The sequence below is a fragment of the Streptomyces sp. NPDC037421 genome (assembly GCF_055602105.1).
Window position 1 is genome coordinate 126,056 of sequence record NZ_JBVJWV010000007.1, and the last position, 13,366, is coordinate 139,421.

Annotated in this window: 14 protein-coding genes; all 14 read right to left on the bottom strand. The window is 71.6% G+C overall.

Annotation, left to right across the window (positions count from 1 at the left end):
- Positions 1-141: 141 nt before the first annotated feature.
- Positions 142-573: a transcription antitermination factor NusB gene (gene nusB, locus ACZ7IF_RS13340; protein ID WP_470968616.1), complete on the bottom strand. Its 432-nt coding sequence runs from the start codon at positions 571-573 to the stop codon at positions 142-144.
- A gap of 2 nt (positions 574-575) precedes the next feature.
- Positions 576-1,142: an elongation factor P gene (gene efp / locus ACZ7IF_RS13345; RefSeq protein WP_470968622.1), complete on the bottom strand. Its 567-nt coding sequence runs from the start codon at positions 1,140-1,142 to the stop codon at positions 576-578.
- Between the two features lie 59 nt (positions 1,143-1,201).
- On the bottom strand, positions 1,202-2,308 hold the full coding sequence (locus ACZ7IF_RS13350) for an aminopeptidase P family protein (RefSeq protein WP_470968626.1): 1,107 nt from the start codon (positions 2,306-2,308) through the stop codon (positions 1,202-1,204).
- A 79-nt stretch (positions 2,309-2,387) separates the two neighbouring features.
- Positions 2,388-3,119: an AAA family ATPase gene (locus ACZ7IF_RS13355; protein ID WP_470968630.1), complete on the bottom strand. Its 732-nt coding sequence runs from the start codon at positions 3,117-3,119 to the stop codon at positions 2,388-2,390.
- Positions 3,120-3,165: 46 nt separating this feature from the next.
- Positions 3,166-3,606 (bottom strand): type II 3-dehydroquinate dehydratase, encoded by a 441-nt coding sequence (gene aroQ / locus ACZ7IF_RS13360; RefSeq protein WP_281205782.1) that lies wholly within the window; start codon positions 3,604-3,606, stop codon positions 3,166-3,168.
- Entirely contained in the window at positions 3,603-4,694 is a 1,092-nt protein-coding gene (gene aroB, locus ACZ7IF_RS13365; protein ID WP_470968636.1) for a 3-dehydroquinate synthase, read from the bottom strand. The genes aroQ and aroB overlap by 4 nt, the downstream gene beginning before the upstream one ends.
- Positions 4,691-5,209 (bottom strand): shikimate kinase, encoded by a 519-nt coding sequence (locus tag ACZ7IF_RS13370; protein WP_470968643.1) that lies wholly within the window; start codon positions 5,207-5,209, stop codon positions 4,691-4,693. The genes aroB and ACZ7IF_RS13370 overlap by 4 nt, the downstream gene beginning before the upstream one ends.
- Positions 5,206-6,390 carry a chorismate synthase gene (gene aroC, locus ACZ7IF_RS13375; protein WP_470968650.1) on the bottom strand — a complete coding sequence of 395 codons (1,185 nt, stop codon included), beginning with the start codon at positions 6,388-6,390 and terminating at the stop codon, positions 5,206-5,208. The genes ACZ7IF_RS13370 and aroC overlap by 4 nt, the downstream gene beginning before the upstream one ends.
- A 187-nt stretch (positions 6,391-6,577) precedes the next feature.
- Positions 6,578-7,402, bottom strand: a complete 825-nt coding sequence (locus ACZ7IF_RS13380) for a shikimate dehydrogenase (protein WP_470968657.1) — start codon at positions 7,400-7,402, stop codon at positions 6,578-6,580.
- A 7-nt stretch (positions 7,403-7,409) separates the two neighbouring features.
- Entirely contained in the window at positions 7,410-9,137 is a 1,728-nt protein-coding gene (gene mltG, locus ACZ7IF_RS13385) for an endolytic transglycosylase MltG (protein WP_470968660.1), read from the bottom strand.
- A gap of 128 nt (positions 9,138-9,265) precedes the next feature.
- Positions 9,266-9,736 carry a Holliday junction resolvase RuvX gene (gene ruvX / locus ACZ7IF_RS13390; protein WP_401248797.1) on the bottom strand — a complete coding sequence of 157 codons (471 nt, stop codon included), beginning with the start codon at positions 9,734-9,736 and terminating at the stop codon, positions 9,266-9,268.
- A gap of 2 nt (positions 9,737-9,738) precedes the next feature.
- Entirely contained in the window at positions 9,739-12,408 is a 2,670-nt protein-coding gene (gene alaS, locus ACZ7IF_RS13395) for an alanine--tRNA ligase (RefSeq protein WP_470968666.1), read from the bottom strand.
- Positions 12,408-12,779, bottom strand: coding sequence for a DUF6167 family protein (locus tag ACZ7IF_RS13400; RefSeq protein ID WP_470968669.1), 372 nt, complete (start codon positions 12,777-12,779; stop codon positions 12,408-12,410). Before ACZ7IF_RS13400 ends, alaS begins: the two co-directional genes overlap by 1 nt.
- Before the next feature lie 8 nt (positions 12,780-12,787).
- Positions 12,788-13,216: a DUF948 domain-containing protein gene (locus ACZ7IF_RS13405; protein ID WP_469115006.1), complete on the bottom strand. Its 429-nt coding sequence runs from the start codon at positions 13,214-13,216 to the stop codon at positions 12,788-12,790.
- Positions 13,217-13,366 lie beyond the last annotated feature (150 nt).

Here is a 13,366-nt window from a genome sequence, read left to right on the forward strand (position 1 = left end):
CCCGGGCACACACCCCCCCTTGTTTTCTTTAGGCGTGAGAGCGACAGGATCCCCGCCACACCCGAAGGAGGGAAGAAAGGGGGGGGCGCCCCGGGGCCCCCCCCCCCCCCCCCCCCCCCCGCTCAGCCGTCCGGCTCCGGGCTATTCGCCCCGGCGCAGACTCGGCTTCAGGTCCTTGAAGCGGGCCAGCAGGCCGTTCACGAACGCGGGCGAGTCTTCCGTGGAGAACTCCTTGGCCAGCTGCACGGCCTCGTCGATCGCCACGATGTCCGGGGTCTCGTCGACCCAGATCAGCTCGTAGGCACCCAGCCGCAGGATGTTCCGGTCGGCGACCGGCATGCGGTCGAGCTCCCAGTCCACGGCGTAGGTGACGATCAGGTCGTCGATGCGGTTCACCTTGTCGGCGTAGCCCTCGACGAGGTCCATCGTGAAGGCGTTGACCGGCGGCTGCCGGTCGTCCGACCGCGAGTGGCGGATCCAGTCCGCGAGGACCTCGCGCACGGGCACGCCGCGCTGGTCGGCCTCGAAGAGGATCTGGAAGGCGCGCTTGCGCGCGTTGCTCCGGGCAGCCACGGTTAGCTGTTCACCCGGCCGAGGTAGGCGCTGGTGCGGGTGTCGACCTTGATCTTCTCGCCGGTGGTGACGAAGAGCGGGACCTGGATCTCGTGGCCGGTCTCCAGCTTGGCGGGCTTCGTGCCGCCGGTGGAGCGGTCGCCCTGGACGCCCGGGTCGGTGTGCTCGATGGTCAGCTCGACGGCGGCCGGCAGCTCGACGTAGAGCACCTCGCCCTCGTGCTGGGCCACGGAGGCGGTGAAGCCCTCGATGAGGAAGTTGGCGGCGTCGCCGACGGCCTTGCGGTCGACCATCAGCTGGTCGTAGGTGCTCATGTCCATGAAGACGAAGTAGTCGCCGTCCATGTACGAGAACTGCATGTCACGCCGGTCGATCGTGGCGGTCTCGACCTTCGTGCCGGCGTTGAAGGTCTTGTCGACGACCTTGCCGGAGAGCACGTGCTTGAGCTTGGTGCGCACGAAGGCCGGGCCCTTGCCGGGCTTGACGTGCTGGAACTCGACGACGGACCAGAGCTGGTCACCGTCGAGCTTGAGCACCATGCCGTTCTTGAGGTCGTTCGTGGAAGCCACGGTTGCGGAATCTCCTGCACTGGAAGACCACGGATGCGCGCACGGTCCGGCGGTGCGGACTAGAGCGCGAGCAGCTCCTTGGTCGTAATGGTGAGTAGCTCGGGACCGCCGTCCGCCTCGGGGCGCACGACGAGCGTGTCATCGATCCGGACACCTCCCCGGCCGGGGAGGTGAACCCCCGGTTCGACGGTGACCGGCACGCAAGCGTCCAGTTTACCCATTGCCGTAGGTGCAAGCTGCGGGTCCTCGTCGATTTCCAGGCCGACCCCGTGTCCCATCCATCCCGCCAGGGCCTCACCGTGCCCCGCCGAGTCCAGTACGGAACGTGCCGCGTGGTCCACGTCGCGGTACGCGGCGCCGGGCACCAGGGCCTGGCGGCCCGCCCGCTGGGCGGCGAAGACCAGGTCGTACAGCTCGATCTGCCAGTCGGCCGGAGTGGTGCCGATCACGAAGGTGCGGCCGATCTCGCAGCGGTAGCCCCGGTAGTTGGCGCCGAGGCAGACGGAGAGGAAGTCGCCCTCCTCCACCCGCCGGTCGGAGGGCCGGTGCCGGGAGCGGCCCGAGTGCGGGCCGGTGCCCACGGAGGTCGGGAACGCCGGGCCGTCCGCGCCGTGGTCGACGAGCCGGCGCTCCAGCTCCAGGGCGAGGTGGCGTTCGGTCCGGCCGACGAGGATCGACTCCAGCAGCTCGCCGAGAGCCTGGTCGGCGATCTCGGCGGCGATCCGCAGACAGGCGATCTCCTCCTCGTCCTTGACCAGCCGCTGCTGCTCCACCGCCGTGCCGAGGTCGGCCAGCCGCAGCCGGGGCGCGACCGAGTGCACGGCCCGGTGCCGGCCGACGGTGAGGTGGTGCTCCTCGACGGCGAGGGAGTCGGCCCGGCCCGCCGCGGCCAGATCGGCGGCGGCCACGGCCGGATCGGCGCCGGGGGTGGGCAGTACGGAGACCCGCAGCCCCTCCGCGAGCCGCCCCTCGTCCGCCTCGCCGGTGGGCGCCCCGGGGCAGAACAGCACGTCCTCGGCGGGCCCGACCAGCAGGACGGCGCCCAGCGGGGACGCCCCGGCGAGGTAGCGGACGTTCGCCGGACGCGTGACCAGGGCGGCGGAGTTGCCCGCGGCGGCGCAGCGCTCGCGGAGCAGGCCCCTGCGGGACTCGTACACGTCTGACATGTCTTCGAGCCTACGAGCGCCCCGCGCATCCGGCCCGGCGAGCGCGTCCGGACGGGGCCGGGACGGCCTCGGGGCGTCCCTACCAGCGGGGCGGGCTCGTCAGCGCCCGCGCGAGGGCCTCGTCCAGGGCCCTCGCGGTGCCCTCGACGTCGAGGTGGGAGTTGTCGATGATCGGCAGCCCTGAGCCGTACCAGCCCGCCATCCGGCCGTGGATGCGGGCGACCTCCTCGTCGGAGAGCCGGCGGTTGCCGGAGCGGGCCGCGTTGCGGTCGAGGACGACGTCCAGGCCGGGCAGCAGCACGACCGGCAGCAGGGCGGGCCCCACGTGGCGCTTCCAGCCGCCGAGGCCCACCACGGGCCGGTCCGGGAAGACGGCGTCGTCGAGGATGCAGGAGATCCCGTTGGCCAGGAAGTTGCGGGCGGCGAAGCCGCAGGTGCGGCGGGCGAGGCGGTACTGGGCCTCGGAGTGCTCGTTCCAGCCGGCCTGCGGGTCCGCGAAGCCCGAGCAGACCCATTCGCGGACGTCGTCCAGGCTGATGTGCGCGGTCGGCACCGGGCGGGTGCCCGCCCAGTGCCGGGCCACGGTCGTCTTGCCCGCGCCGGCCGGGCCGATGAGCAGTACGGCGAGCACGGCCCCGCCGGTACCGGGCGCGGGCGCCGTCACGGGGGCCGCGGCGGGAGGCAGCGGGATGTGCCCCGTCGCGTCGGGGACCGGCGCCACGGGCCAGCCCTGCGCAGGGGGTATCGGCGGCTGCGGGGGAACCGCCGGGTGCTGTCCCGGCGGACCCCAGCCCCCCACTCCGTGCTGCATCCGCGCCACTCCGTCTCGTTCAGGCGACTGATGCGAGAACGTTATCTCAGGCCGTGACCTCTTCCGCCAGCGCACGCAGCGCCAGCCGGTAGGAGCCCAGTCCGAAGCCCGCGACGGTACCGGTCGCCACGGCCGCGATGACCGAGGTGTGCCGGAACTCCTCCCGGGCGTACGGGTTCGAGATGTGCACCTCGATCAGCGGCGCGGTGCGCTGCGCGGCCGCGTCCCGCATGGCGTACGAGTAGTGCGTGAAGGCGCCCGGGTTGATGACGACCGGGATCTTGCCGTCCGCCGCCTCGTGCAGCCAGCGCACCAGCTCGCCCTCGTCGTTGGTCTCGCGGACCTCCACGTCGAAGCCGAGCTCGGCGCCCAGGGTGCGGCAGCTCTCCACGAGGCCCGCGTACGAGGTGGCCCCGTACACGTCGGGCTCGCGGGACCCGAGCCGGCCCAGGTTCGGGCCGTTCAGGACCAGCACCCGGCGGCTCACGCGGAGACCTCGCCGTACGCGGCGACCAGGTGCGCCGGGTCCGGGCCCTCCAGCACGGTGGGCTTGGCCAGGCCGTCCAGGACGATGAAGCGCAGCAGGTTGCCGCGGGACTTCTTGTCGACCTGCATGGTCTGGAGCAGCTTGGTCCACTGGTCGCCGCGGTAGGTCAGCGGCAGGCCCACCGAGGCCAGCACCGCCTTGTGGCGGTCGGCGGTGGCGTCGTCGAGCCGCCCGGCCAGCCGGCCGAGCTCGGCCGCGAAGACCATGCCGACGGAGACGGCCGCGCCGTGCCGCCACTTGTAGCGCTCGTTCTTCTCGATGGCGTGCGCGAGGGTGTGGCCGTAGTTGAGGATCTCCCGCAGCCCCGACTCCTTGAGGTCGCTGGAGACCACGTCGGCCTTGACCTGGATGGAGCGGACGATCAGCTCGGCCGTGTGCGGGCCCGCGGGCGTGCGGGCCGCCGCCGGGTCCTCCTCGATCAGGTCGAGGATCACCGGGTCGGAGATGAACCCCGCCTTGATGATCTCGGCGAGGCCGCTGACGTAGTCGTTGACCGGCAGCGACTCCAGCGCGGCGAGGTCGCAGAGCACCCCGGCCGGCGGGTGGAAGGCGCCGACGAGGTTCTTGCCCTCGGCGGTGTTGATGCCGGTCTTGCCGCCGACGGCCGCGTCCACCATCGCGAGGACGGTGGTCGGGACGGCGATCCAGCGCACCCCGCGCAGCCAGCTGGCCGCGACGAAGCCCGCCAGGTCGGTGGTGGCGCCGCCGCCCACGCCGACGATGACGTCGGTGCGGGTGAAGTTGGACTGGCCGAGCGCCTTCCAGCAGTACGCGGCCACCTCGACGGTCTTGGCCTCCTCGGCGTTCGGCACCTGGATGGCGACCGCCTCGTAGCCCTGCTCCGCCAGGTCCGCGCGCAGCGCCTCGCCGGTCTCGGCCAGCGCCTCGGGGTGGATCACGGCGACCCGCTGGGCCTTGTCGCCGATCAGGCCGCCCAGCTCGCCGAGCAGCTGCCGGCCGACCAGCACGTCGTACGCGTCGTGTCCGGCGCTGGCGCCGACGTTGATCCGCGTCACCTGGTCTGTCATACGTCCTTCAACTCCAGAGCGTCGAGGACCGCCTGGGCGACCTCTTCGGGGGTGCGGTCGTCGGTGGCCACGACGACGCGCGCGACTTCGGTGTACAGGTGGCGCCTGGCCTCCATCAGCTCGCGCCACTGGCGGCGCGGGTTGACGGCGAGCAGCGGGCGGGCGGCGCCGAGCCCGACGCGGCGCACGGCCTCCTCGACGTCCATCGACAGGTAGGCGACGGGCAGCCCGGCCAGCAGGGCGCGGGTGCCCTCGTCGAGGACGGCGCCGCCGCCGAGGGCGAGGACTCCGGTGTGCTCGGCGACGGCGGCCGCGACGGCCTCGCGCTCCAGCTCACGGAAGTACGGCTCGCCCTCGTCGACGAAGATGTCGGAGACCTCCCGGCCCTGGGCCGCGACGATGTCCGCGTCGGTGTCCCGGTAGGGGACGCCGAGCCGGCGGGCGAGCAGGCCGCCCACCGTGGACTTGCCGGAGCCCATGGGGCCGACGAGTACGACCAGGGGGCCGCCCGTCACCGGATCTGCAGGTTGTCGAGGTAGGACCGCACGTTGCGGCGGGTCTCGGCGACGGAGTCGCCGCCGAACTTCTCGACCACGGCGTCGGCCAGCACCAGCGCGACCATGGCCTCGGCGACGATGCCCGCGGCGGGCACGGCGCAGACGTCGGAGCGCTGGTGGTGGGCCACGGTGGCCTCGCCGGTGGCCACGTCGACGGTGGCCAGGGCACGCGGCACGGTCGCGATGGGCTTCATCGCGGCGCGTACGCGCAGCAGCTCGCCGGTGGTCAGGCCGCCCTCGGTGCCGCCGGAGCGGCCGGAGGTGCGCTTGAGGCCCTCGGGGGTGGAGACGATCTCGTCGTGCGCCTGGGAGCCGGGCACCCGGGCCAGCTCGAAGCCGTCGCCGACCTCGACGCCCTTGATGGCCTGGATGCCCATGAGCGCGGCGGCGAGGCGGGCGTCGAGGCGGCGGTCCCAGTGGACGTGGGAGCCGAGGCCGACGGGCACGCCGTACGCGAGGACCTCGACGACGCCGCCGAGGGTGTCGCCGTCCTTGTGGGCCTGGTCGATCTCCGCGACCATCGCCTTCGACGCGTCCGCGTCGAGGCAGCGCACCGGGTCGGCGTCGAGCTTGTCGACGTCGGCGGGGGTCGGGTAGACGCCGTAGGGGGCCTTGGCCGAGGCCAGCTCCACCACGTGCGAGACGATCTCGATGCCCGCGACCTCCTTGATGAAGGAGCGGGCGACGGCGCCGAGGGCGACGCGGGCGGCGGTCTCACGGGCGCTGGCGCGCTCCAGGATCGGCCGGGCCTCGTCGAAGCCGTACTTCTGCATGCCCGCGAGGTCGGCGTGGCCGGGGCGGGGACGGGTCAGCGGCGCGTTGCGGCCGGTGTCCTTGAGCAGCGAGGGGTCGACCGGGTCGGCCGACATGACCGTCTCCCACTTGGGCCACTCGGTGTTGCCGATCATGACCGCGACCGGGGAGCCCTGGGACAGCCCGTGGCGGACGCCGCCGAGGAAGGTGATCTCGTCCTGCTCGAACTTCATGCGGGCACCGCGGCCATAGCCGAGCCGGCGCCTCGCCAGGTGGTCGGCCACCAGCTCGGTGGTGACCGGAACGCCGGCGGGAAGACCCTCCAGCGTCGCGACCAGTGCCGGTCCGTGCGACTCTCCTGCGGTCAGCCAACGCAACCTGCTCAACGATGCTCCTCATGCTCGCGCCTGGCACTGCGACGGCCCGTCCGGCTGCGCGGACCGGACGGCCGTACCCGAATCCTCCCACGTCCGGGCCGTCCCGCGGATCTCGGTCCAGCTGACGGACGACCCGGGCGAGCCGGACGTGCGCGATGGTGCCGGGTACGGCTATCGGCTTCCTACGCGCGGGGCGTCAGTGCCGGGCGCGCAGGGCCGCTTCGCCGGCGGTCCGCATGGCGGCCAGGGGGCCGGGGGTGCGTCCGGTCATCTGCTCGACCTGGAGCACGGCCTGGTGGACGAGCAGGTCGAGGCCGCCGAGGAGGGTGCCTCCGCGCCCGGACCAGGCGGCGGCCAGGGCGGTGGGCCAGGGGTCGTAGAGGACGTCGAAGAGGGTGCCGGGCGCGTCCGGGACGGCGCGGGCCAGCTCGTCCGTGGCGCCGGCCGGGGTGGTGGCGATGACGAGCGGGGCGTCCAGGGCGTCGGCCGCCCGCGACCAGTCGGCCGTACGGACGTCGACGCCGAGCCGCTCGCCCCACTGGCGCATCTCGTCGGCGCGGGCGGGCGAGCGGACGTACGCGGTCACCTCGCCGGTGCAGATCCGGGCGAGGGCGGCGAGCGCCGAGGAGGCGGTGGCCCCCGCCCCCAGGATCGCGGCGGCTGGCACCTTCTCGACGCCGCGCTCGTGCAGGGCGGCGACGATCCCCGGGATGTCGGTGTTGTCGCCGACGCGGCGGCCGTCCTCGGTGAACACCACCGTGTTGACGGCCTCCACCGAGGCGGCGGTGTCGCTGATCCCGTCGAGCAGCGGGATGACCGCCCGCTTGAGCGGCATGGTCAGCGAGAGCCCGGCCCACTCGGGGCCGAGGTCCGCCACGAACGCGGGCAGCGCGGCCTCGTCGATCTCGAACCGGTCGTAGGACCAGTCGAGGCCGAGCTCCCGGTACGCGGCGCGGTGCAGCACCGGTGAGAGGGAGTGCTCGATGGGCGAACCCAGCACCGCGGCCCGTATCCGTGACATGTCCTGCCTACCCGCCGTTCTTCTGCTTCTGCCGTGCCTGGAACTCGTCGGCGAGCTTCATGTGCTCTTCGTAGGTCTTGGTGAAGGTCGTCTTGTTGCCGTCGACCGACACGAAGAACATCCAGCCGCCGTGGTCGGGGTTGAGCGTAGCGGTCAGCGCGTCCGCGCCGGGGTTCCCGATCGGGCCGGGCGGCAGTCCCTTCACGAAGTGCGTGTTGTACGGGTTGTCGAAGGCCTGGGCTTCCTTCAGATTGAAGTTGATCTCGCTCTGGTTCTTGACGTAGTTGTACGTCGAGTCGAACTGGAGCCTCTGGTTCGTGACGTCGTTGGTCTTCTTGAGGCGGTTGTAGACCACCTCGGCCATCTTGCGGAAGTCGTCGTGGTTCTTGCCCTCGGCGTTGACGAGGCTGGCGACGGTGATCACCTGGATCGGGTTCTCCAGGTTCAGCTCCTTGGCCTTGCCCTCGATCCCCATCTCCAGGTACTTGTCCGCCGAGTGCTTGACCATCTGCCGGAGCAGGGACTCCGGGGTGCTGTCCTTGCTGAGGTCGTAGCGCATCGGGAACAGGAAGCCCTCGAGCGGATCGACGGCCTTCGGGTTGTTGGCGGCCCACGCCGGCAGGCCGAGGTTCTTGGCCTCGCGCTGGGCGATGTCCTTCGTGGTGCCCTCCGGCTTGCCGAGCTTCTTGTCGATCGCCTCGTACACCTTGGAGTTGCGCATGCCCTCGGTGACGGTGAGGACGCTCAGCTTGCTGGGGTCGATCATCACCGCGACGGCCGCCGCGGCCGACATCTTCTTCTTCAGCGGGTAGATGCCGGGCTGGATCGACTGGCCCCCGGGCTTGGCCTTGGCGGCGTCGACGAAGGCCTGGGCGCTGGCGACCACGCCGGCTTCCTTGAGGATCCGGCCCATCTGGCCCAGGCCGGCGTTCTTGGGGATCTCGACCTCGACGGTCTCGCCGCTGCCCTCGCCGGCGAAGTCCTCGGCCGGGGCGAAGCGGTCGTGGAGGTAGTTGTAGCCGTAGTAGCCGCCACCGCCGACCACGCCGATGATCACCACGGCGGCGATCAGGCAGGCCATGCCGCTGCGTTTCTTGGGTTTGCCGCCCTTGCCGCCCTTGGCGCGGCCGCCGGCGCGGCGCCCGTGCGCGGGCGCCTCCTCGTCGGCGTCAGTGGCGCGGCCGCCCTCGGGGAGGAGCTCCTCATCGGGCTCCTCGACGAGCGGCTCCTCGACCGGTTCCGGTTCGAGGTGGCGCAGGCCGGGCGGCTGCGGCGGCGGGTAGGCCTCGGCCGTGGTGTACAGGTCGGGGGCCTCGCCGGGGTAGGCCCCGGCCGTCTGCTGGGCGTACGGGTCCCCGCCGGCGTACGGGTCGACCTGTACGGCCGCGGCCGCGTACTGGCCCTGGCCGGTGTCCCAGCCCTGGCCGTTGCTGCCGTCGTACACCGGCTGCGGCGCCATGGGCTGGGCCATCTGCTGCTGGACCATCTGCTGCTGGGCCGCCTGCTGGTACTGGACCTGCTGGGCGTAGGCCTGCTCGTCGTACTGCTGCGGGTACTGGCCCGCGTACTGCTGCTGGTACTGCGGCTCCTGCGGATGCGGGTAGTACTGCTGCGGGTCCCCGCCGTAGGGCACCTGCGCCTGCTGCGTCTGGTGCGCGGTCCACCCCTGGTCCCCGTAGAGGGGGTCCTGGGGGTTCCACGGTTCGGAGCCGTGGCCCCGGCCATAGTCAGTCATCGGTCCCCTAGAGCCGCGAGACGAAGGTCGCTGCTTACGTCGGCCGCGACACCCGGTTCCGCCTCTTTGGTGGTGAGCGACGGCTGTTCGAATGCCGTCTCATCGCGCGGAACGTTACCGTATCGCGATCAGACAACCACTTCGACGCACTCACCGGGCGGATTACCTGATACCCGTTCGGTCTCAAGAGCGTTCTGGAGGATGATCACGGCGGCCGCCTGGTCGATGACCGCACGGCCCTTCTTCGCGTTCTTCCCGGAGGCCCGCAGTCCCTGGGCGGCGGTGACCGTGGTCATCCGCTCGTCCACCAGACGGACCGTCACCGGCTTGATCCCCTTGGCCAGTTCGTTCGCGAATGCGCGCACCTTGGCCGCGGCCGGCCCCTCCCGCCCGCTGAGCGAGCGGGGGAGGCCGACCACGACTTCGAGGGGCTCGTACTCCTCGACGAGCTGCCGCAGCCGCCGGTGGGCGAAGGGGATGTCCCGGCCCGGGACGGTCTCCACCGGCGTGGCGAGCACCCCGTCGGGGTCGCAGGACGCGACCCCGATCCGGGCGTCTCCGACATCGATGGCCAGTCGGCGGCCGCGGCGCAGGGTCATCGTCAGGCCGTCTCTGCCACGAGGCGCTCGACGGCGGCGATGGCCTCGGGCACGGCGCCCGGGTTCTGGCCGCCGCCCTGGGCCACGTCCGGCTTGCCGCCACCGCCGCCGCCGAGGGTCTTGGCGGCGGTGCGGACCAGGTCACCGGCCTTGAGGCCGCGCTCGCGGGCCGCCTCGTTGGTGGCGATGACGGTCAGCGGGCGGTCGTTCGCCACGGTGAACAGGGCGACGACGGCCGGGCGGTCGCCCTGGATGCGGCCGCGGACGTCGAGGACCAGCTTGCGCAGGTCGTCGGCGCCCGTGCCGTCCGGCACCTGGCCGACGACGAGGGCGACGCCGCGGATGTCCTGGGCGTTCGAGGCGAGACCGGCGGCGGCCTGGAGGACCTTCTCCGCGCGGAACTTCTCGATCTCCTTCTCGGCGTCCTTCAGCTTGCCGAGCATGGAGGCGATCTTCTCCGGCAGCTCCTCCGGACGGCCCTTGACGAGCTCCTGGAGCTGGGCGACGACCGTGTGCTCCTTGGCGAGGAAGTTGTACGCGTCGACGCCGACCAGGGCCTCGACACGGCGCACGCCGGAGCCGATGGAGGACTCGCCGAGCAGCTTCACCAGGCCCAGCTGGGAGGTGTTGCCGACGTGCGTGCCGCCGCACAGCTCCTTGGAGAAGTCGCCGATGGTGACGACGCGGACCCGCTCGCCGTACTTCTCGCCGAACTCGGCGATGGCGCCCTGCTTCTTCGCCTCGTCGATGCTCATGATCTCGGCGGTGACGTCGAGCTCGCGGGAGAGCACGTCGTTGATCTTCTGCTCGACGTCGGTGAGGACCGAGCCGGGGACGGCGTTCGGCGAGCCGAAGTCGAAGCGGAAGCGGCCGGGGCTGTTCTCGGAGCCGGCCTGGGCGGCCGTCGGGCCGAGGGCGTCGCGCAGCGCCTGGTGGGTCAGGTGCGTGGCCGAGTGGGCGCGGGCGATGGCCCGGCGGCGCTTGACGTCGATGGCGGCGTACGCGGAGGCGCCCACCGTGACCTCGCCGACCTGGACGGAGCCCTTGTGCACGGAGACACCGGGGACCGGCTGCTGGACGTCGCGGACCTCGATGACGGCACCGGTGTCGAGCTTGATGCGGCCCTGGTCGGCGAGCTGGCCGCCGCCCTCGGCGTAGAAGGGGGTGCGGTCGAGGACGACCTCGACCTCGTCGCCCTCGGAGGCGGCGGGCGCGGAGACGCCGTTGACCAGGAGGCCGACGATGGTGGACTCGCCCTGGGTGGTCGAGTAGCCGGTGAACTCGGTGGCGCCGGCGCCGTCGGCGATCTCCCGGTAGGCCGACATGTCGGCGTGGCCGGTCTTCTTGGCCTTGGCGTCGGCCTTGGCGCGGTCGCGCTGCTCCTGCATCAGGCGGCGGAAGCCGGGCTCGTCCACGGTGAGGCCCTGCTCGGCGGCCATCTCCAGGGTGAGGTCGATCGGGAAGCCCCAGGTGTCGTGGAGCAGGAACGCCTTGTCGCCGGAGAGGACCGTGCCGCCGGCGGCCTTGGTCTCGGTCACGGCGGTGTCGAGGATGTTCGTGCCGCCCTTGACGGCCTTCAGGAAGGCGGCCTCTTCGGCGAGGGCGACGGTCTCGATGCGCTTGCGGTCGGTGACCAGCTCGGGGTACTGCTGCCCCATCGTGTTGATCACGACGTCGATCAGGTCCTGCACGACCGGGCCGGTGGCGCCCATGAGGCGCATGTTGCGGATGGCGCGGCGCATGATGCGGCGCAGCACGTAGCCGCGGCCCTCGTTGCCGGGGGTGACGCCGTCGCCGATGAGCATGACGGAGGTGCGCATGTGGTCGGCGACCACGCGCATCGAGACGTCGGTGTGCTGCGCGGCGCCGTACTGGACGCCGGTCAGCTCGGTGGCCTTGTCCATGACCACGCGCAGGGTGTCGGTCTCGTACATGTTCTGCACGCCCTGCAGGATCATCGCGAGGCGTTCGAGGCCGAGACCGGTGTCGATGTTCTTCGACGGCAGGTCGCCGAGGATCGGGAAGTCTTCCTTCCCGTCGCCGGCGCCGCGCTCGTACTGCATGAAGACCAGGTTCCAGATCTCCACGTAGCGCTCGTCGTTGACGGCCGGGCCGCCCTCGACGCCGAACTCGGGGCCGCGGTCGTAGTTGATCTCGGAGCAGGGGCCGCAGGGGCCGGGGACGCCCATGGACCAGAAGTTGTCCTTCTTGCCCAGGCGCTGGATGCGCTCGGCGGGAACGCCGATCACGTCGCGCCAGATCGTCTCGGCCTCGTCGTCGTCGAGGTAGACCGTGATCCAGAGCTTCTCGGGCTCCAGGCCGTAGCCGCCGTCCGCCACGGGGCTGGTGAGCAGCTCCCAGGCGTACTTGATGGCGCCTTCCTTGAAGTAGTCCCCGAAGGAGAAGTTGCCGCACATCTGGAAGAACGTGCCGTGGCGGGTGGTCTTGCCGACCTCTTCGATGTCCGGCGTACGGACGCACTTCTGCACGCTGGTGGCGCGGGGGGCCGGGGGCTTGGTCTCGCCGAGGAAGTACGGCTTGAAGGGGACCATGCCCGCGTTGACCAGCAGCAGAGTCGGGTCGTCCGCGATGAGCGACGCCGAAGGGACAACGGTGTGACCGCGCTCCTCGAAGAAGCTCAGCCAGCGGCGGCGGATTTCAGCCGACTCCATCAGTGGTCCTCATTCCGGTTGTGCGTGACCGTCGAGTTGTTCGAACGGTAGGTGGTCTTGTCGTTCTGGTGGTACTCGATGGCCCGCAGCCGCCGCGGCCCGGGGAGGGCGGTGACGTTGTCGGGCCGGGCTGTGTCTTCTTCGGACCGGCACAACCCAAGTGCGTCGTTCAGCTCGTCCTCGCGCTGCGTCATTCCCGCCTTGACGTCGAGGGCGAATTCCTTGAGGCGGTGCCCGGCCTCCACGGCCTTGTCGGCCGCCTGGGCGGCGAGGCTCTCCGGGGTCAGCTTCTTCAGCTGGCGGTTGACCTTGGTGGTGGCCCACACGCCGGCGGCGGCGCCTGCGGTGAACCAGAAGGCTCGGCGGAACATCGGCGGTCTCAGCCCTTCTGCTTCCGGCGCCGGGCCGGCGGCACCGTACGGCCGACGATCACGGTTCGCCGGGTGGTCTTCTGCGGGGCGTCCTCGGTGCGGCCCAGCGCCTTGCGGACGCCGTAGCCGAAGGCCGCGACCTTGACCAGGGGTCCGCCGAACGTGGTGGCCACGGTGGAGGACAGCGCGGAGGCGTTGGAGGTGACCTCCTGGACGTCGCTCGCGATCGCGTCGACCCGGTCGAGCTGGGTGCGCGCGGAGCGGACGGTGGTCGAGGCGTCCGCCAGCAGCGGGACGGCCTGCTCCGTGACGTCGGCCACGAGCTTGGTGGTCGCGCGGAGCACCTGCGCGAGCCGCACCAGCACCACCGCGAGGAAGGACACCAGAATGGCCCAGAAGACGGCCACGAGGATGCCGGCCACCTCTCCACCGGACACGTTGCACCGCTCCCTGATCTGCTTGCCTACGGTTTCACTACGGATCGACTACGGAGAAAAGTCTTCCTCCGACCCTATCGCGCCGGAGATCCGCCGCAGTACCGGAATTCCGGGTCCGGTGCACGCCCCCGCCGACCCGCCTTGTACGCG